The organism is Metabacillus indicus, from assembly GCF_046603695.1.
Classification (GTDB): domain Bacteria; phylum Bacillota; class Bacilli; order Bacillales; family Bacillaceae; genus Bacillus_P; species Bacillus_P indicus.
In genome coordinates, this window is record NZ_CP176757.1 from 2,972,577 (window position 1) to 2,992,015 (window position 19,439).

The following is a 19,439-nucleotide window of genomic DNA, read 5'->3' on the forward strand; positions in this document are numbered from 1 at the left end:
GCTTATTCCTGCCTTTCAGCGTGTGTTTGGATACGGTCAATCATGGCATCGATGGTGTACGGATCTGACACAATGCCGTCATAGCCGTACTTCTTAAGCGTTTTATGTGTGATCGGTCCAATGCTCACAAGCGTAACGCCCTTGAGCAGAGTATCCAGATTTTTGTTTTTCATGACCTTCATAAAGGCATCAACAGTGGATGAGGAGGTAAAGGTAATGTAATCGAGTTTTTGCTCCTCAAGCAGCTGCTCAATCCTGTTTCCATCCTCTGTATTATGTATTGTTTCATATAGCGTAAGGTCTGTCACGGAGAAGCCCTTGAGAGTCAATTCTTTCATGAGAATTTCCCTGGCAAGATTCCCCCTGAAGAGATAAATATGCTGGGACGGCCTGATGCTCCCCGCGATTTCTTCAGCAAGCCTTTCAGCTACATACTCCTTCGGCATGATTCTGACCGTATAGCCCCTGTCTTCAATCAGCTGCCTTGTTTTCCGCCCCACGGCGGCAAATGTGCAGTGCGACAGGAAATCAGAAGGGAAGCCGTGCTCTTTCAGAAAATCAAAAAAGAAAAGCACCCCGTTCATGCTCGTAAAGACGAGGCAGTCTTCAGCCTTAATACCTCGAACTGCCTCTTTAAGTTTATGTATATCCTTCGCTTTTTCAAAGGAAATCAGCGGAGCAGCAACAGGAACTCCGCCGGCTTTTTTAATTTTCGCTGCAAAAGTGGTTGCCTGTGTTTCTTCTCTCGTAATCAGAATGGTCTTTCCTGAGAGACCGCCGGCCATTAAAGGTCTAGCTCCTCTTTTACCTTGTCGATCAGCTGCTTTGCTCCCTGCGCAATCAGTCTTTCAGACACTTCTTTTCCCATGGCTACGGGATCTTTGCCTGTGATTCTTTCTTTATAAATCTCTTTTCCGTCAGGAGAGGCAATCAGTGCGGTAAGCGAAATTTCTTTGTCAAAAGCGACTTCTGCATACCCTGCAATCGGTACCTGGCATCCTCCCTCCATCACGTGAAGGAAGGTGCGCTCCGCCTGAACGGCAAGCTGTGTCGCTTCATCTGTAAAATGAGAAAGCAGCTCAAGTAGCTCATGATCGTCTGCGCGGCATTCGATGGAAAGCGCTCCCTGGCCGACTGCCGGAACGCAGTCTTTCACATCAAGAAACTCTGTCACAACGTCCTGGCTCCAGCCCATTCTCGCAAGACCCGCTGCAGCAAGGATGATCGCATCGTAATCTTCGTGCTGAAGTTTTGCCAGGCGCGTGTCGATATTGCCTCTGATCCACTTGATATCAAGATCAGGCCTCATGGCAAGGAGCTGTGCGCTTCTTCTTAAACTGCTTGTTCCCACCACTGCACCCGCAGGCAGATCAGCAAGACTGACGTGATTTTTAGAAATAAAAGCATCCCGCGGATCTTCACGGTGCGGAATGCAGCCAATTGTCAGCCCTTCCGGCAGAACAGCAGGCATATCCTTCATGCTGTGAACAGCCATATCAATCTCGCCGTCAAGCATGGCCTGTTCAATCTCTTTTACAAAAAGACCTTTTCCTCCCACTTTCGAGAGGGTGACATCAAGAATCTGATCGCCCTTTGTCACGATTTCCCGGACTTCAAAGTCAAAAGGCAGCCCGATTTTTTTAAGCTGGTCAATCACCCAATTCGTCTGGGTCAAAGCCAGTTTGCTACGTCTGGATCCTACAATGATTTTGCGCATAATGAGTTCCTCCAACTAGGATGTATCTTGCATTAAGAGTCCCAAATATGAAACCTTGAAAGGCTTCCGAATAAAAAGAAATTAATTAATAAAATTAAAAAGGCTGCTGCGTTATAATAAGCAACCTGTTTTCCATGCCATTCCTTCACGATCCGGCTGTATAAATAATAGCCGTACACAAGGAGCATCATGAACGAACCGGTTACCTTCGCGTCGTACCAGTGGAAGTTCGGGATTTTTAAATATGCCCAGATCATCCCGAGTATTAAGCTCAATAACAGCATCGGTACACCGATCACATTTAATACATATGACATGTGATCAAGCTTGGTCAGGTCGTCAATCCGGATAAGCTGCTTGCCCCATTTTTTCTTCTTCAGCAAATTGTACTGAATCAAATACAGAATGGAAAAAACGAAAGACAGGGTAAAAGCCCCGTAAGACAGGATGGCCATTGTGATGTGTATAAACAAAAGCTCCGAAATCAGCTGTCCGGAAACCGCTGCCGATTCATATTGTGATGGCGCGAATGTGTGGATGCTGAGCATGATAAATCCGAGCACATTTGTGAAAAAGATGATAAAATCCGCTTTCAAAAAACGGTTTAAGACGACTGACAGCGTCACAAGCACCCACGAATAAAAATAAAGCCCTTCTGATATGTTCAGGACTGGAAATCTGCCGGTCTCAAACATTTGATAAAACAAAAAAATTGTTTGCAGCAGCCAAACAATAGAAAGCAACCAGAAGGCAATTTTGTTAGCCTTCCGGTTGTTATGAATAAAATCTATGAAAAAAAAGAGAACACTGAATGCATAAAGAATAATAATCAGTTCATTAATTCTAGGTAAACTCATTTCTGGCATACATCAAATTCCTCTCACTTACGTTTGAAGTGAAGCTCTTGCCTGCCCAGGCAGTGCCTGAGAGCTGCTTAAAGAAACCGAGTTTTCTCTGCGTTTTTGCTCTTCAACTGCTTCTTCAATATCAAAGATCTTCATGAAAAGCTCCAGATTTTGTTCTGCGTCCGAATCAGCAGCAAGCTCTTTCACCTTAAGAATCGGATCGCGGAGCATCTGGTTAATAATGCTTTTGGTGTGCTTGTTCAGAAGCTTCAGTTCACGGTCAGTCAGATTAGGCATTTTGCGCTCGAGGCTTTGCATCGTTTCCGCCTGAATGCCAAGCGCTTTTTCGCGAAGCGCGGAAATGACAGGAACAACTCCGAGTGTGCCAAGCCATTGCTTGAAAGCGACAATTTCCGCCTCTAGCATTAATCCGATTTCCTCAGCTGCTTTTTGGCGCTCCTGAAGGTTGGCGTCCACAATTCCCTGAAGATCGTCAATATCATACAGAAACACACTTTCAAGTTCATCTAGAGCAGGGTCAAGGTCGCGGGGAACCGCAATATCCACCATAAACAGCGGCTTGCCCTTTCTCATTTTTTCAGCAGGAGCCATCATCTCTTTTGTGATGACAAAATCGCTTGAACCGGTTGAGCTGATCAGAATATCAGCTTCAACAAGCGCGCACTGAAGCTCATTTATCCCTTTTGCATGGCCGCTGAATTTCCTTGCCAGAACCTCTGCTTTTTCAAACGTGCGGTTAACAACCGTCACTTTGCGCACTCCGCTGCCATGAAGGTTCTGTGCAGCAAGCTCGCCCATTTTGCCGGCACCGAGAATAAGCACATGCTTGTTCGTCAGGTCGCCGAATATTTTCTTCGCAAGTTCAACAGCCGCATAGCTGACAGAAACTGCGTTAGCTCCGATATCAGTCTCAGAGTGTGCTTTTTTGGCAAGAGTCACTGCCTGCTTAAACAGATGGTTAAATACCGTTCCGATCGTACCTTCTGTTTGTCCGAGCATGAAGCTTGTACGCACCTGGCCGAGAATCTGTGTTTCTCCGAGGACCATTGAATCCAGTCCGCATGAAACACTGAAAAGATGCTCAATGGCACCATCATTTTCATACATAGTTAAAAAAGGAGAAAAGGAATCCTTATCAAGGCCGAACCACTCGGCTAAAAATGCTTTAATATAATAACGGCCAGTATGAAGCTGGTCCACAACCGTATAAATCTCTGTCCGGTTACATGTCGAAACAATGATGTTTTCAAGAATGCTCTTCTGCTCTTTCAGTGCTTTCATGGCATCTCCGAGTTCATTCGGCTGAAAGGTCAGTTTTTCACGGATTTCGACAGGGGCAGTTTTATAATTTAAGCCTACAGCTAAGATATGCATAATGTCATACACCCCACATACAAGAATTCTATTACTATTATACCATGTCTCTGTTTTTTCTCTTTTTACAAATGTGAACAGTTCTTGAAAGCTTGCCGGACTGTGATATCATACTAGTTAAACAGCCGGCATGATTCCGCATGACAATGCGGATTCGTGCTGATTTGTATTTTAAACAGCAAAAGCTGCAGCAAATTCGTCCACCTTGAACAATACCAAAAAAAGTGCTTACAATCAAGGTAATCGTCTTAATTCAGAGGTGACTGAAATGAAAAAATCGACAAACTTTTCTGCCTATGCCCTGCTTGCGATCGGTTTTTACTATGCTCTGGAAACCTTTCAGATCAAGCTTTTTGACCAGCAGCAGTCATGGCAGACACTGCTCATTCTTTTTGGGCTCGCTTTTCTGATCGGAGGCCATTTTGATCAGGATGAAAATGCCATACTTCCAGGCATTTTGCTTGGAGGACTCGGCGTGCACTTTCTTTGCTTCGGGCAGTTCCCCGACTGGCCTGAACACGCGCCTGCCATCACCTTTATCATCGGACTCGGCATCATACTCCGGTCGGCCAAAACAAAAACAGGATCCATACAAGGAATCATTCTACTCCTGCTCGCCGCATTTCTCCACTTTTTCGACTCGATCATTAACGGTCTCGGGTGGGTCGAACAAGGCGTTCAGGTCGTCCAGAAATTCTGGCCTGTTCTGTTAATTCTTGGCGGTTTTTACTTATTGTTTCTGAAAAAGAAGTAAATATGTAAGAAAATCCTTATAAAAGGGAAAGGAGTTTCATCTCCTTTCCCTTTTGTGTGTTTTCCAAACAAGTTCACACTGCACGCATCCAGAACATATACTAAGGTATTACAGCAGGAGAAATGGAGGATTGGATTGTGCCGGTATCTGTCGTATTCAATATGATCAATGTTGTAAGCATGGCTGCAAATTCCATCATTTCTTCGGGGCAGAACAGCCAGCCGGACTGGAATGCCCAGGGGAAATTCAATTCAGGAAACGGGAACTTCATCAATTCGGGTGCAATTGGCTGCACAAATATTATCAACGATCAGGATCTGGCCGATATGGCGATTGCCCAGCCTGAAAATATCAACCCTCAGCCTGTTTCACAGATTTAGATGAAAAGTTTATCTATACAGTTCACCAATATAAATGTGACCTCCCTTTCCGGAAACTCCGGAATTTTCACAGGGACGAATACTCAATATGACTGGACAGTGAGCATGAAGAGCAATTATGGATTCGGGAAAATCATGGGTGCGAATAATCTGGCGGTAGATACAGTGAATATTATTCATGATGATGATTTTATGGATTCGGATTTTACCCAGAATCAGGGTTCCAATGATCAGCCTGTCTATCAGAGCTGACTGAAAACCACCGCAAACGGTGGTTTTCTTTATGCCGCGGTCATACTTCACCGGAGATTCTATATACATGTAATAGGGGAAAATCGTGTGCAGAGTTTGAGAGAGGGGCCCGGAATTGGCAAACATCCATTTTCATTCAATAAATGTCTACCAGATAAAGCATAGCTCAGGCATGTTTTATGGAGAGAACTTTCAGTACAAATGGACAAATCGCTCCGGCGCCCATGAGGGATTTGGACGAGTACGCGGAAATTCCAATACCATTCATCATACAATCACATTGGCAAACGTTCAGAAAAAGAAAACAGACGGCGAACAGAATTAGGGCGCCCCGCTTCCTTTGTCCGTCTGCTGAGACCCTTTTTCTTTTTTTACATGCTCATGCAGGACAAGATGTATCGTATGGGCGATTTCATTTTCATTGCCGGAGATTCTGCCGAAACCGGAGTAACTGCCTGCCGCAGTATTCCACTTGACCTGCCTGTTTCTTCCTATAAAAACACCAGAGTTGTTAGCTATTTCAAGAACGTTAAGGTCCGAAAAAGATATTTTAGAGGATCTGATTTTCATTGCATCTGCCTCCAATCAAAATTCCGGTTTGCCTCCTATTTTATTCACCAGTCAGGCGAACGTGCTAAAGGGGTGAAACGGTATGACGCTTGAGGATGAGTCTTTCCTGACACTTCTTCGCAAAATTGAAAAAAGGCTGCATGCATTAGAGGAAGCGGTTAACGCTCAAAACCTCAGCCGCCAAACCTTTCACATAGACCGGGTACAAACTATGAATGTTCATGAGCTTGTTTACAGGCTTGAAAATATAGATGTAAAGCAAGTGAACGGAACGATGAATATAGGAAATACCTTTCTTTCAAAATCACGTCAGCAGCCAAAGCGGGAAAATGATATTTCCATTATCGTTAATGGAAAACACATTCCTTACGAAATAAACGAAAAGAAAAGCAGTCAGCCTCTGCCTGATCATGATCAGGCCCTGTCCTCATCTTTTAGAATCGGAGATATACACATCGGCACAGTGGAAGGTGCCTCAGCCGTGAACTTCGGCAATAACTTTCCTTCCAATTTCAAAAACAGCAGCAAGCTGAATCAGGGGTTTGGCAACATCCTTGGAAACGGAAATGATATCCACGATATCTTTTCGCATCAGGATGAAAGGGATACAATTAAAGTTTTCAGCGAGGGCCCCGATCAGCCTCAGCCAGAATGGCTGAAATCGCTGAAAGAGGTGCAGAATGATGACACCGATGATGAGAAAGAGGCAGAAAAATAAAAAAACCTGTGCAGATTGTTCTGCACAGGTTTTTGCGTTTAGACTCCAGTGTACTGTCTGATGACAGCCCAGGATTCTTCTTTGCCGAGCCCTGTTTCGGATGAGAAGCAGATCATCGGGTCTTCAGGGTCCTTATTCAGCGTTTCTCTTACGACTTTCATGTGTTTTTGCCATTTGCCTTTAGGGATTTTATCTGCCTTTGTGGCAACGACCATGACAGGAATATCATAATGCTTCAAAAACTCATACATCATGACATCGTCTTTTGACGGTGCGTGGCGCAGGTCGACAAGAAGGACGGCTGCACGGAGCTGTCTTCTTTTCGTAAAATATGTTTCGATCATTTTTCCCCAGGCTTCGCGCTCGGTTTTTGAAACCTTTGCATATCCGTAGCCGGGCACATCCACAAAATGCATGATTTCATTGATGATGTAGAAGTTCAGGGTCTGGGTTTTGCCGGGCTTTGATGACGTTCTGGCAAGGTTCTTCCTGTTAAGCAATTTGTTGATAAACGATGATTTTCCTACGTTTGAGCGTCCTGCCAGTGCAATTTCAGGCAAATCAAGATCAGGGTACTGATCCGGCTTTACTGCACTGATGACGATCTCGGAACTTGTGACTTTCATTTACTCTCTCCCGTTAATGCATGCTGCAGCACTTCATCAAGATGTGATACAGGCACAAAAGTTAATTCACTCCGTACACTTTCCGGAATATCTTCAATATCCCGTTCATTGTCTTTTGGCAGGATGATTTTTGTCAGCCCTGCACGGTGAGCGCTTAGCGTTTTTTCTTTTAATCCGCCGATAGGCAGCACTCTGCCTCTAAGGGTAATTTCCCCTGTCATGCCTACTTCTTTTCTGACCGCCCGTCCGGTGAGTGCTGAAATTAAGGCAGTTGCCATGGTAATCCCTGCAGATGGCCCATCCTTCGGCACAGCGCCCTCCGGCACATGAATATGAATATCATTTTTCTCGTGAAAATTCTCATCAATGTTCATTTCTTTAGCGCGCGAACGGATAAAGCTGAAGGCTGCCTGTGCAGATTCTTTCATCACATCGCCAAGCTTTCCGGTCAAAATCAGCTTTCCTTTGCCCGGTGAAAGCGACACTTCTATTGAAAGGGTATCTCCGCCGACAGTCGTATAGGCAAGGCCTGTCGCTACTCCAACCTGATCCTCAAGTTCTGCCTGCCCATACCTGAATTTATTCTTGCCGAGATAATCAGACAGGTTTTTGTCAGTGATGATCAACTTCTTTTTCTCTTCAGATACAATTTGCTTCGCAGCTTTTCTGCAGATCGATGCAAGCTGGCGTTCAAGGCTGCGGACTCCCGCCTCGCGCGTATGATAGCGCACGATGTTGCGGATCGCAGACTCTCTTATTTGAAGATGTGATTTTTTCAGCCCGTGATCTTTCAGTTGCTTTTGCAGCAGATGATCTTTGGCAATGTGAATTTTCTCAAGCTCTGTGTATCCGGCGATAGTGATAATCTCCATCCGGTCACGAAGCGGGCCCGGTATCGTGGCAAGATTATTGGCTGTTGCAATGAACATGACCTTCGACAGATCATACGTCTCTTCAATGTAATGATCGCTGAATGTATGGTTTTGTTCAGGGTCAAGCACTTCCAGCAGGGCTGAAGAAGGGTCTCCCCTGAAATCATTGGACATTTTATCGATTTCATCAAGCAAAAAGACCGGATTAATCGTTCCCGCTTTTTTCATGCCCTGAATAATGCGACCCGGCATTGCCCCTACGTAGGTTCTGCGGTGGCCGCGAATTTCTGATTCGTCTCTCACTCCGCCGAGGGAAATGCGGACAAAATGACGGTCAAGTGATTTTGCCACTGACTTTGCCAAAGATGTTTTTCCCACTCCGGGAGGTCCTGACAGACAAAGAATCGGACCTTTAAGCGAATTGGTCAGTTTTTGGACGGCAAGGTATTCAAGTACGCGGTCTTTTACTTTTTCAAGGCCGTAATGGTCTTCATCAAGAATTTTCTCGGCGCGCTTTAAATCAAGACGGTCCTCTGTCGCATTTGACCACGGCAGGGAAATGAGCCAGTCGAGATAATTACGGATAACCGAGCTCTCAGCAGAAGTTGAAGGCACTTTTTCGTACCTCTCAAGCTCTTTAAGTGCTGTAAGCTTTACATGGTCAGGCATTCCCGCTTCCTCAATCCTGCTGTTCAGGATGTCCACTTCTCCGGTTTTGCCTTCTTTATCGCCAAGCTCTTTTTGGATGGCTTTCATTTGTTCGCGGAGATAGTATTCCTTTTGCGTCCGTTCCATTGACCTTTTAACACGCTGGCCGATCTTCTTTTCAAGCTGAAGAACTTCTTTTTCATTGTGAATAATCTCAATGACCTTGTTCAGCCGCTCTTTAATGTCCAGGGTTTCAAGCACTTCCTGCTTTTCTTTGAGCTTAAGCGGCAGGTGGGAAGCAATGATGTCAGCCATTCTGCCGGGTTCATCAATATCAGAAACGGTCGAGAGCGTTTCTCCGGAGATTTTTTTTGACAGCTTTATGTACTGATCGAAATGATCAAGCAATGTTCGCATCAGCGCTTCATCTTCAGCATCCTTGCTGTCTCTTTCATCCAAAGGAAGAGCGGTTACCGAAAAATAGTCGCCTTCATCTGTATATTTGGTCATTTCTCCGCGCTGCATGCCTTCAACCAGGACTCTGATTGTCCCATTAGGGAGCTTCAGCATCTGTTTTATTTTCGTGAGCGTACCTACTTTGAAGATATCCTCTTCAGAAGGTTCATCAATAGAAATATCCCGTTGTGTCGTTAAAAAGATTATGTGATCATCCATCATCGCTTTCTCAAGCGCCTGAACGGATTTTTCGCGTCCTACATCAAGGTGAAGTACCATTGTCGGGTACACTAACAATCCTCTAAGAGGTAGGAGGGGGACGATTTTCTCTTCTTTTTTCGCCAACTTTAAAAGCACCTCCATGACTAAGTATCAATCATTATAATATAAGAGCTTCGTTCTTGTACAATCCTATTCTGCAGGCAGAGTCATCTGTAAAGCATATAGGTTTACCTTATGTAGTATACCCTTTCCGTGACCAGAAGACTAAAGAAATTACTTCTTAATGACAAATTAGCATATGTTCAAATCGTACCCGTTCCCTTTCGCTCCAGTCACAAGATTACCGCGGGGAGAACCGGGAGCCTCCTCACTGCGTTTGCGGGGTCTCCCGTGCCCTCTTCATCCCGCAGGAGTCAAGTGCCTTCCGCTGCAGTCCACTGGAATTTTATAGGGTGAACACGAAATACTCAGCATATTTTCCCCATAAAAAAACCCCGAGATATTACCCGAGGTCCTGTTTTATAAGTGTAACCGGGTTTTCCTGCTCAGTTGGCGGGTTGACGAATGCAAGGTCAAAGACTTCCTGCAAGTGAGCGACCGGTATGATGCTGATGCCTTCAATGGTCTTTAAAATAGACTGCATGTTTTCAGCAGGAATAATTACGGTTTTTGCGCCTGCAAGCTTGGCTGCTTTAATCTTAGGCACTACTCCGCCAATCGGCTTTACACTTCCGTGAATGCTGATTTCCCCTGTCATGGCTACTGTGTGATCGACCGGTATTTTATGAATGGCTGAGAAAATTCCCGTAGCCATCGCTATGCCGGCTGATGGACCGTCAACAGGAATGCCGCCTGGGAAATTGACATGAATGTCATAGTCATTGGCGTTGATGCCCATTGAGCGAAGGACCGTTATGACATTTTCAATCGATCCTTTTGCCATACTTTTTCTTCTGACGGATTTTCCTCTGTCGCCGATGCTTTCTTCTTCAACAATGCCTGTAATGTTTATTGTGCCTTTATCCTTTGCATAAATAACGGTTACCTCGATTTCAAGCAGTGAGCCTGAATTTGGACCGTGCACAGCAAGTCCGTTTACAAGACCGACCCTGGCGTCTTCATAGATTTTTTTATCATGCCGCGGCGTCAGCTGGCTTGAACTGACAACCCATTCAATATCCTGCATGGTGATTTCGCTGCGGTCTTCCGTCATGGCCATCCCGGCTGCAATCTGCATCATATTGACAACTTCGCGGCCGTTCCGCACATAAGACGTCAATGTGGCAATGCTCTTGTCGCTGACGTTCATATTCACTTTTACTGCTGCTTTTTTAGCAACAATGGCCAGTTCCTCTGACTCCAAATCCCTGAAAAAGACCTCAAGACATCTTGAGCGGATGGCCGGCGGAATTTCGTTCGGTGTTCTTGTTGTCGCACCGATCAGCCGGAAATCAGCAGGCAGTCCATTTTGAAAAATGTCATGAATATGGTTTGGAATTTGTGTGTTTTCTTCGCTGTAATAAGCACTCTCTAAAAAGACTTTTCTGTCTTCAAGCACTTTTAGAAGTTTGTTCATCTGTATAGGATGAAGCTCTCCGATTTCATCAATGAACAGCACACCGCCATGTGCATTCGTGACGGCTCCTTGCTTCGGCTGGGGAATCCCCGCTTGTCCCATGGCTCCTGCTCCCTGATAAATAGGGTCATGAACAGAACCGATTAAAGGATCTGCAATGCCCCTTTCATCAAATCTCGCCGTTGTGGCATCAAGTTCAATAAAGACTGCCGAAGGCTTAAATGGGGACTTGGCATTGCGTCTTGCTTCTTCTAGAACCAATCTCGCAGCCGCGGTTTTCCCCACTCCGGGCGGACCATATATAATCACGTGCTGCGGGTTGGGTCCGCACAGGGCGGCTTTAAGGGCCTTAATGCCGTCCTCCTGCCCCACGATATCTGTAAAGCTTTTAGGACGCACTCTCTCAGATAAAGGCTCTGATAACTTAATTGATCTCATTTTCTTCAGCTGTTCCATTTCTTTTCGTGATTCGCGGTCAATTGAAACTTTCTGCGTACGCTGATTTTTTAATAAGTTCCAAAAGTACAAGCCAATGATGACCCCGAAAAAAAGTTGTACAAACAAGGCAATGCCAGTCCAGCTCATAGTGGTCCCTCCTACTGCGATGTCATTTTATCCCGCATAAACGTGCAGTAATCACCCGCCGGCTTTCCTGTCCGCACATGCCCGGTCTGTTCCACTCGTCATCTATTGATGAAAGTTTCACTGTACAAGCTAGTATCTCCGAGGGGTAATTTTAATAAACGTAAATATGCCAACTATAATTGCTCCGTTTATGTATAAAAACAATTGAAAACGAGAAAGGAAATAACAGCAAAAACCCCTGGAATACAAATTCCAGGGGTGTAAAATACAGGTTATGCAGATGTTTTGGTATCTTCGACGATAACCGTTCCATCTGTCAGCACTAGCTTAGGAGGAACTTTGTCTGTTACCGTTTCTGCCGTAATGACACACTTCGTAATATCGTCGCGGGACGGCAGCTCAAACATTACTTCAAGCATGATTCCCTCAATAATCGAACGGAGTCCGCGTGCGCCTGTTTTGCGTTCAATCGCCTTTTTGGATATTTCCATAAGGGCATTGTCTTCAAATTCAAGCTCTACGCCGTCAAGATCAAGCATTTTTTGATACTGCTTAACAAGCGCATTTTTAGGCTTTGTCAGAATTTCAACAAGGGCTTCTTCATCAAGCGGCTGAAGGCTTGCAATAACCGGCAGACGGCCAATGAACTCCGGAATAAGCCCGAAGCGGAGAAGATCCTCCGGAAGTACTTTAGACAGAAGCATTTTTTGGTCCAGATCATCATCCTTCTTATCGGATCCAAAGCCGATGACCTTCTGGCCAAGACGGCGTTTTACGATTTGCTCGATGCCGTCAAACGCTCCGCCGCAGATAAAGAGAATGTTTGTTGTATCGATCTGGATGAATTCCTGATGCGGATGCTTGCGTCCGCCCTGCGGCGGAACACTTGCAACGGTTCCTTCAAGAATTTTAAGAAGGGCCTGCTGCACACCTTCACCTGACACATCGCGAGTGATGGACGGGTTTTCGGATTTGCGGGCCACTTTATCGATTTCATCGATATAGATGATCCCTTTTTCAGCCTTTTCTACATCGTAATCAGCAGCCTGGATCAGTTTTAGAAGGATGTTTTCAACATCTTCCCCGACATATCCGGCTTCTGTAAGCGATGTTGCGTCGGCAATCGCAAACGGTACATTCAGGATGCGCGCCAGGGTCTGGGCAAGAAGGGTTTTACCGCTTCCCGTAGGCCCGATCATGGCGATGTTGCTTTTTGAAAGCTCAACTTCATCAATTTTGCTGTTGGAGTTGATGCGTTTATAGTGATTATAAACCGCAACTGCCAGGCTTTTCTTGGCCTGTTCCTGACCGATGACATATTCGTCAAGAATTTCACGAATCTCTTTCGGCTTTGGAACATCCTTAAATTCTACTTCTTCCTCTGTTCCAAGTTCCTCTTCAACGATCTCTGTGCACAGCTCTATGCACTCGTCACATATATAGACACCCGGTCCAGCAACTAATTTACGGACTTGGTCTTGTGTTTTACCGCAAAACGAACACTTAAGCTGACCTTTTTCGTCGTTAAATTTAAACATGTCTTCACCCCTTATTTCTTTGTATCATCAGCGGGCCACACCTTTACCGGACGGGACAGCAGCATCATGCATGCTTATCCTCAGGCAGAAAGGAAATGGGGATGACGATTGCGCAACTGACTTGCCGCAAGAAGCGGAAAAAGTCTGAAAAAATTGGTATGTATTGCATTGTACCATAAGTATGTAGACTACTGGAAATAAAACAGCTTTACCTAAAAGAGGAGTATATTATAGTATTCGCTCTTCCCGGCCAAAATCCTTGCTGGGGTAAAAAATGAGTTCATTTCTTACCTCTATATGTATGTAGCATGCAGTAATTATATAGTACCCAAAGAGCGGAAAAATAAATCCGGACGGGCACATCGATTTGCGCCGAATCGCCTCATAGCTCTTTATTTTGCAAAACAAGGCACGAATGAACTCGCGCCTTGTTTCATTTTATCATTATTAAGCTGCTTCTTTGCTGTTTTCAACAAGGAAGTCGATTGCTTTGCGTACTTTAAGATCTTCTTTCAGTCCTTCAAGAGATCCAAGAGCCTGCTTGATGTTTTCAACCGGCATGTTGTACATTTCTGCCATTTTAGCAATTTCAGCTTCCACTTCTTCATCAGTAGCTTCGATGTTTTCAGCTTTTGCGATTGCTTCAAGAGTCAGATTGTACTTCACGCGTTTAGATGCATCTTCTTTCATTTGCTCTTTAAGTGCATCTTCGTCCTGACCTGAGAACTGGAAGTAAAGTTCAAGGTTCATGCCCTGAGCTTGAAGACGCTGCTCAAACTCCTGCATCATGCGGTTTACTTCATTGTCGATAAGCACTTGTGGGATGTCAACTTCTGCATTGTCAGAAGCTTTGTCAACAAGTGTGTCGCGAAGTGTATTTTCAGCTTCTGCTTTTTTAGCTTCTTCTAAGCGAGTTCTTGTTTTAGCTTTAAGAGCTTCAAGGCTTTCAACTTCTTCGTCCACATCTTTAGCGAACTCATCGTCAAGAGCTGGAAGTTCTTTCGCTTTGATTTCGTGAAGCTTCACTTTGAATGTTGCAGGCTTTCCTGCAAGGTTTTCAGCGTGATATTCTTCAGGGAATGTTACTTCAACATCCTTTTCGCCGCCAGCTTCCAAACCTACAAGCTGATCTTCAAAGCCAGGGATGAATGAACCTGAGCCGATTTCAAGCGTGTAGTTTTCAGCAGTGCCGCCTTCGAATGCTTCGCCGTCAGCGAATCCTTCGAAATCAATAACAACTGTGTCGCCGTTTTCAACAGTGCCTTCTTCTTTCACAACAAGCTCTGCGTGACGCTCTTGAAGTGTTTTAAGTTCTGCATCAACATCTTCATCAGATACAGATGCGTCCATTTTTTCAACTTCAAGGCCTTTGTATTCGCCAAGTTTCACTTCAGGCTTTACAACCACTTTTGCAGTGAAAATAAGGTTTTTGCCTTTTTCGATTTGCTCAACGTCGATCTCCGGACGGTCGATCGGATCGATTCCCGCTTCTTCAACCGCTTGAGGATAAACCTCAGGAAGAAGGATATCAAGCGCATCCTGGTATAGTGATTCGATGCCAAAGCGCTGTTCGAACATTGCGCGAGGCACTTTCCCTTTACGGAATCCAGGTATATTTACTTGCTTTGATACTTTTTTGAATGCTTCGTCAAGGGCTTGGCCGAACTTTTCAGCTTCAACTTCTACTGTAAGAACGCCTTGGTTGCCCTCAAGCTTTTCCCATTTTGCAGACATTAGTTTCCCTCCAAAAAATCTATTTGAAATAGTGACATAATCTAGGTTAGGTTTTGACAGAGGATACCTGTCCATTGTTGACAAACAGCTTCTCTGCTATACCCCTATGTAGATGACTTACTAAATCGTCCAGTGTATGGCTGATGTCTGCACGCACAGGGATGTGTTCCCTCTTGTACGGCTGATCATCAATTTACAACCATTTCATTATAACATAGAAAAAATTCCTTTCAACATATACGTTAGATTTGCAAATAAGAAATTTCTTCTATTTCGTAGATTTTTTTCACAGCCTGCACTAGCTCATCCTGCGCGATATCATATGAATCACATACCTCTTCTGCAGGTGCCGAGATCCCGTGCATCTCATAGCCTGTATAATGAAGGGCAGCGGCCCATAGCCTTGCTTCTGACGGTTCCGGCAAAAATGGAAACAGCACATACAGGTGCCTGATCCAGATTTCTTTCACCGCTTCATACAGCGACGGGTTTTCCTGTCCGAGAATGTCATCAAGGGCATTCAGCACTTTTTTCGTAAAAGGCATCTCGGATAAGTCCTCGAGCTCTGACGGAACAACCGCCATCATGTGGCCGAATTTTGCAACTTTCACTTCTTTTGCTGTCTCATTTTCCATAAGAAGATGCAGGATCATGGACTGTACGACAGGATGGCTTTCAGGATTCTTCAGAATCGTCTGCAGCTTCTGCATATGCCTTGAAACATTCCTGTCCTTCAGCGACTGTATATAAGCCACCTGCTGGTTTATCGTATCAAGCAGCAGTTTAGGTTCACCGGGTTCGCTTTCATCATCATCCTCTTCAAAAATGGACCCTTCATCTTCATTCATTTTCCTGCTGAAATCAAGAAGCTTGTAAAAATGCTCCGCCTGATCGTGGGGAAGATGATTCTCCTGAAGGACAGCCTCGATTGTCTGCTGCACTTCCTCGTACTGTCTCAGCTGAATTAAGATGGTCAAGTAGACCTGCAGGACCGTAAAATAGTCTCCGATATCTTCATGAAGCATTTTTTTGCAGACCGTCTTTGCTTCATCCAGATCGCCAAGCTCCATCAGACAGAGCGCAATGCCAAGATGAATTTCCGCTCTGTCCTCGCCAAGCTCAAGCACTTCATAAAAGAGAGGCAGCGCCTCTTTGAACCGTTTATTTTTTAAAGCGTCCAGTCCTTTATCAACCAAGCGCTCACTTAAGTTAGGGAATGGAATGACTTTTCTCTGTTTCTTCTCGCTCATTCAATCATCTCCGCTGTGCATTTGCCTTCAAGTTTACCAATGCAATGAAAAGAACACAAGAAAAGCCTGGACTATCTTAACCAGGCTTTTCTTGTGTTTTCGAAATTTGAAATCTGCTCTTCATACATAAAGGTGAGGGAAATTTCATCGTGGCCGTTTAAAAGCATATCCTTCCAGTATGGGTCAATGTCAAAATGGCAAAGAACATTTTCACCTTCGCGGATTTCCTGCTTTTCAAGATCCACCGTACACTCGAAGGCTCCCTTTTCAACCAGCTGCTGATGAATCTTTTCTTCTACTTTAATAGGAAGAAGACCGTTCTTCAGACAATTCTGATGGAAGATATCGGCGAAAGAAGGAGCAATAATCACTCTGAATCCGAAATCTGAAAGCGCCCACGGTGCATGCTCTCTTGAAGATCCGCATCCGAAGTTCTCCCCTGCAATCAGAACGCTTGCCCCCTTTGCCTCAGGCTTGTTCAGTTCAAACTCAGGATTTTCAGTATGATCGCTTGTATAACGCCAGTCAAAAAAAGCGAAGCGTCCGTATCCAGTGCGTTCTATTCGTTTCAGAAACTGTTTGGGGATAATCTGATCGGTGTCCACATTTGATCTGTTCAGTACCGCTGTTTTACCCTTGTGCACTTGAAATGCTTCCACTTGCAGCCCCTCCTATCCATTCTCTTACATCAACAAATTTCCCGTTAAGCGCCGCTGCTGCAGCCATTGCAGGACTGACAAGGTGCGTTCTTGCTCCTTTTCCCTGACGGCCTTCAAAGTTCCGGTTGGAGGTAGAAGCACAGCGCTTTCCTTCCGGCACGACATCATCATTCATGCTCAGGCACATGCTGCACCCTGATTCCCGCCACTCAAAGCCCGCTTCTTTAAACGTATGGTGAAGCCCTTCAGCTTCCGCCTGGAGCTTTACATTTTGCGAACCGGGAACAACGATTGCCCTTACGGAAGGATTCACTTTATGGCCTCTGATTACTTCTGCCGCCTGACGCAGGTCTGTGAGTCTCGAGTTTGTGCAGGAGCCAATAAAGACATAGTCTATTTCTATCTCTTTTATCGCGGTATCCGGCTCCAGGCCCATATAAAAATAAGCCCGCTCTGCCTCCTGTTTTTCCTCCTGTTTTGAGAACATGCCTGTGTTCGGCACTCTCTCATCTATTGACACAGCCATTCCGGGATTTGTTCCCCATGTGACCATCGGGGCAATGTCAGATGCCAAAACGATAATCTGATCATCATATTCCGCACCCGGGTCGCTGTGGAGTGTGCGCCAGTATGCAACAGCTTCTTCAAATTCCTCTCCCTTTGGAGCATAAGGTCTTCCCTCAATGTACTTGAACGTTGTTTCATCAGGTGCAATCAGTCCAGCTCTGGCGCCTGCTTCAATTGACATGTTGCAGACCGTCATTCTCTCATCCATCGACATATTTTCAATGGCTTCACCTGTAAATTCGATCACATACCCTGTGCCGAATCTCACTCCGAAGGAACCGATAATGGAGAGAATGACATCTTTAGCCGTCACGCCTTTTTTCAGGGATCCCTTAATGTGAACATTTAATGTTTTCGGCTTCTGCTGCCAAAGCGTTTGAGTGGCGAGGACATGCTCTACTTCACTTGTTCCGATGCCGAATGCCAGAGCTCCGAATGCTCCGTGTGTCGATGTATGGCTGTCTCCGCATACGATGGTTTTGCCCGGCTGTGTCAGGCCAAGTTCCGGTCCGATGACGTGAACAATTCCCTGATCTGAGCTGTTAAGGTCAGCAAGCCTGATGCCGAATTCTCTGCAGTTTGTTTCAAGGGCGCTTACCTGGAGCCGCGCTGTTTCGTCTTTAATATCAAACCGGTTGACGGTCGGAATGTTATGATCCATTGTGGCAAAAGTGTTTTCAGGCTTTCTCACCTTTCTCCCATTTTGTCTTAAGCCCTCAAACGCCTGGGGAGACGTTACTTCATGAATCAGGTGCAAATCAATATATAATAGGTCCGGCTGATGATCTTTTCTGTATACTACATGATCATCCCAAATTTTTTCGACGATTGTTCTTGCTTTCAAGACTGATACCTCCCTGCACGTATTTATATAGAAGGAAAAGAGGGGCGCTTTTCATCGAAATGAAAAGCGCCGGTTTTTTATGCGTAAGCTTCCATAATGTTAAAGATGGCGTGGTCGTCAGCCAAAGCAGCTTTCACTTCTTCAACCAGAGCCGTTGTAGAAAGAGGAGCTTCTCCTTTTTTCGCAAGGTCTGCTGTGCGCTTCCCTGAATCAAGCACATGTTTTACGGCATTTTCAACAGCTTCTGCCTCTTCATTCATACCAAAGGAATGTCTGAGCATCATCGCGGCGGATAAAATCATCGCCACTGGATTTGCTTTATCTTCTCCTGCAATGTCAGGTGCAGAACCATGGACCGGTTCATACAGATGGAGACCGGTTGAGCTCAGGCTTGCCGATGGCAGCATGCCGAGCGAGCCCGTCAGCATTGAAGCTTCGTCACTTAAAATGTCGCCGAACATGTTCTCTGTTACGATGACATCAAACTGTTTTGGATTATGAATGAGGGCCATGGCTGCATGGTCGACAAGCATGTGCTGCAGTTCAACATCCGGATACCTTGCAGCTACCTCTTCAGCGACTTCCCTCCACATTCGGCTCGATTCTAAAACATTTGCCTTATCAACTGACGTCACCTTTTTCTGCCTGCCCTGGGCAAGCTCAAATGCCTGTTCAATGATCCGCACCATCTCATCACGCTTATAAAATAGGGTATCGACAACCGTCTCTTCACCGCCGTAAACCTTGCGCTCGCTCGGTTTTCCAAAGTAAAGGCCACCCGTAAGCTCTCTTACAATCATGAAGTCGACGCCTTCCACAAACTCCCGCTTCAAAGGGGAAGAATCAAGGAGACTTTCCACTGTCTCTACAGGACGAAGATTTGCATACAGATCAAGCTCCTTCCTGAGAGCCAGAAGCCCCCTTTCAGGCCTTAAATGCGAAGGATTCTGGTCCCATTTCGGGCCTCCTACAGATCCGAGCAGGACTGCATCAGCCTCTTTGCACATGTTCAGCGTTTGTTCAGGAAGCGGAGAATTGGTTTCATCAATTGCCGCCCCGCCGATCAGTCCATACTGAAAGTGAAAACGATGGTAGTAATGCTCTTCAATGGCCTTCAGAATCTCTACAGCACCGTTCATCACTTCTAATCCGATGCCGTCTCCCGGCAATAATGCAATTTTCTTCTCCATTTTTTCTGCCTCCTTCATGATTTTTAATCTGGTTTTTCTTC

At 45.3% G+C, this 19,439-nt stretch carries 19 protein-coding genes; 5 read left to right on the forward strand and 14 right to left on the reverse strand.

From position 1 onward, the window contains the following. Window positions 1–2: 2 nt before the first annotated feature. The 4 genes from ACK1LH_RS15300 to hemA are packed head-to-tail and all read right to left on the reverse strand — an operon-like array spanning window position 3 to window position 3,957. On the reverse strand, window positions 3–785 hold the full coding sequence (locus tag ACK1LH_RS15300) for a uroporphyrinogen-III synthase (RefSeq protein ID WP_029279321.1): 783 nt from the start codon (window positions 783–785) through the stop codon (window positions 3–5). Further along, complete coding sequence (gene hemC / locus ACK1LH_RS15305) at window positions 785–1,717, reverse strand: hydroxymethylbilane synthase (protein WP_411333531.1); 933 nt, start codon at window positions 1,715–1,717, stop codon at window positions 785–787. Before hemC ends, ACK1LH_RS15300 begins: the two co-directional genes overlap by 1 nt. A 32-nt stretch (window positions 1,718–1,749) precedes the next feature. Then, a complete protein-coding gene (locus tag ACK1LH_RS15310; protein WP_411333533.1) occupies window positions 1,750–2,583 on the reverse strand; it encodes an inner membrane protein YpjD in 834 nt (277 codons plus the stop codon). Window positions 2,584–2,601: 18 nt separating this feature from the next. Then, the gene (hemA, locus tag ACK1LH_RS15315) at window positions 2,602–3,957 is read right to left on the reverse strand and encodes a glutamyl-tRNA reductase (protein ID WP_411333534.1); all 1,356 of its coding nucleotides are present in this window, start codon (window positions 3,955–3,957) and stop codon (window positions 2,602–2,604) included. Between the two features lie 268 nt (window positions 3,958–4,225). Between hemA and ACK1LH_RS15320 the strand changes: the two genes are divergently transcribed. The 4 genes from ACK1LH_RS15320 to ACK1LH_RS15335 all read left to right on the forward strand — a co-directional run bounded on the left by ACK1LH_RS15320 (window position 4,226) and on the right by ACK1LH_RS15335 (window position 5,668). Beyond that, a complete protein-coding gene (locus tag ACK1LH_RS15320; RefSeq protein ID WP_029279315.1) occupies window positions 4,226–4,711 on the forward strand; it encodes a LiaF transmembrane domain-containing protein in 486 nt (161 codons plus the stop codon). Window positions 4,712–4,833: 122 nt separating this feature from the next. Beyond that, a complete protein-coding gene (locus tag ACK1LH_RS15325; RefSeq protein ID WP_234703411.1) occupies window positions 4,834–5,091 on the forward strand; it encodes a hypothetical protein in 258 nt (85 codons plus the stop codon). Window positions 5,092–5,196: 105 nt separating this feature from the next. Beyond that, complete coding sequence (locus ACK1LH_RS15330) at window positions 5,197–5,343, forward strand: hypothetical protein (RefSeq protein ID WP_161781208.1); 147 nt, start codon at window positions 5,197–5,199, stop codon at window positions 5,341–5,343. A gap of 115 nt (window positions 5,344–5,458) precedes the next feature. Further along, on the forward strand, window positions 5,459–5,668 hold the full coding sequence (locus ACK1LH_RS15335) for a hypothetical protein (RefSeq protein ID WP_029566809.1): 210 nt from the start codon (window positions 5,459–5,461) through the stop codon (window positions 5,666–5,668). Here the strand turns inward: ACK1LH_RS15335 and ACK1LH_RS15340 are convergent. Beyond that, window positions 5,665–5,913 (reverse strand): hypothetical protein, encoded by a 249-nt coding sequence (locus tag ACK1LH_RS15340; protein WP_029566810.1) that lies wholly within the window; start codon window positions 5,911–5,913, stop codon window positions 5,665–5,667. The two genes, ACK1LH_RS15335 and ACK1LH_RS15340, sit on opposite strands and share 4 nt — an antisense overlap. Before the next feature lie 82 nt (window positions 5,914–5,995). Between ACK1LH_RS15340 and ACK1LH_RS15345 the strand changes: the two genes are divergently transcribed. After that, window positions 5,996–6,631 carry a hypothetical protein gene (locus tag ACK1LH_RS15345; RefSeq protein ID WP_203288296.1) on the forward strand — a complete coding sequence of 212 codons (636 nt, stop codon included), beginning with the start codon at window positions 5,996–5,998 and terminating at the stop codon, window positions 6,629–6,631. A 38-nt stretch (window positions 6,632–6,669) separates the two neighbouring features. Here the strand turns inward: ACK1LH_RS15345 and yihA are convergent, their stop codons facing one another. The 9 genes from yihA to leuB all read right to left on the reverse strand — a co-directional run bounded on the left by yihA (window position 6,670) and on the right by leuB (window position 19,398). After that, window positions 6,670–7,257, reverse strand: coding sequence for a ribosome biogenesis GTP-binding protein YihA/YsxC (gene yihA / locus ACK1LH_RS15350; RefSeq protein WP_029279293.1), 588 nt, complete (start codon window positions 7,255–7,257; stop codon window positions 6,670–6,672). Beyond that, window positions 7,254–9,578, reverse strand: a complete 2,325-nt coding sequence (gene lon, locus ACK1LH_RS15355; protein ID WP_029566812.1) for an endopeptidase La — start codon at window positions 9,576–9,578, stop codon at window positions 7,254–7,256. Before lon ends, yihA begins: the two co-directional genes overlap by 4 nt. Window positions 9,579–9,957: 379 nt before the next feature. Further along, window positions 9,958–11,616: an ATP-dependent protease LonB gene (gene lonB / locus ACK1LH_RS15360; RefSeq protein ID WP_411333536.1), complete on the reverse strand. Its 1,659-nt coding sequence runs from the start codon at window positions 11,614–11,616 to the stop codon at window positions 9,958–9,960. 272 nt (window positions 11,617–11,888) lie between these two features. Next, window positions 11,889–13,154, reverse strand: coding sequence for an ATP-dependent protease ATP-binding subunit ClpX (clpX, locus tag ACK1LH_RS15365; protein WP_029279286.1), 1,266 nt, complete (start codon window positions 13,152–13,154; stop codon window positions 11,889–11,891). Between the two features lie 447 nt (window positions 13,155–13,601). Then, a complete protein-coding gene (gene tig, locus ACK1LH_RS15370) occupies window positions 13,602–14,888 on the reverse strand; it encodes a trigger factor (protein ID WP_029279285.1) in 1,287 nt (428 codons plus the stop codon). Between the two features lie 242 nt (window positions 14,889–15,130). Next, on the reverse strand, window positions 15,131–16,138 hold the full coding sequence (locus ACK1LH_RS15375; protein WP_411333538.1) for a tetratricopeptide repeat protein: 1,008 nt from the start codon (window positions 16,136–16,138) through the stop codon (window positions 15,131–15,133). 71 nt (window positions 16,139–16,209) lie between these two features. Next, complete coding sequence (gene leuD, locus ACK1LH_RS15380) at window positions 16,210–16,797, reverse strand: 3-isopropylmalate dehydratase small subunit (RefSeq protein ID WP_411333539.1); 588 nt, start codon at window positions 16,795–16,797, stop codon at window positions 16,210–16,212. Continuing rightward, window positions 16,769–18,208, reverse strand: coding sequence for a 3-isopropylmalate dehydratase large subunit (gene leuC, locus ACK1LH_RS15385; protein ID WP_411333540.1), 1,440 nt, complete (start codon window positions 18,206–18,208; stop codon window positions 16,769–16,771). Before leuC ends, leuD begins: the two co-directional genes overlap by 29 nt. Before the next feature lie 77 nt (window positions 18,209–18,285). Next, window positions 18,286–19,398 (reverse strand): 3-isopropylmalate dehydrogenase, encoded by a 1,113-nt coding sequence (leuB, locus tag ACK1LH_RS15390; protein ID WP_029279274.1) that lies wholly within the window; start codon window positions 19,396–19,398, stop codon window positions 18,286–18,288. Window positions 19,399–19,439 lie beyond the last annotated feature (41 nt).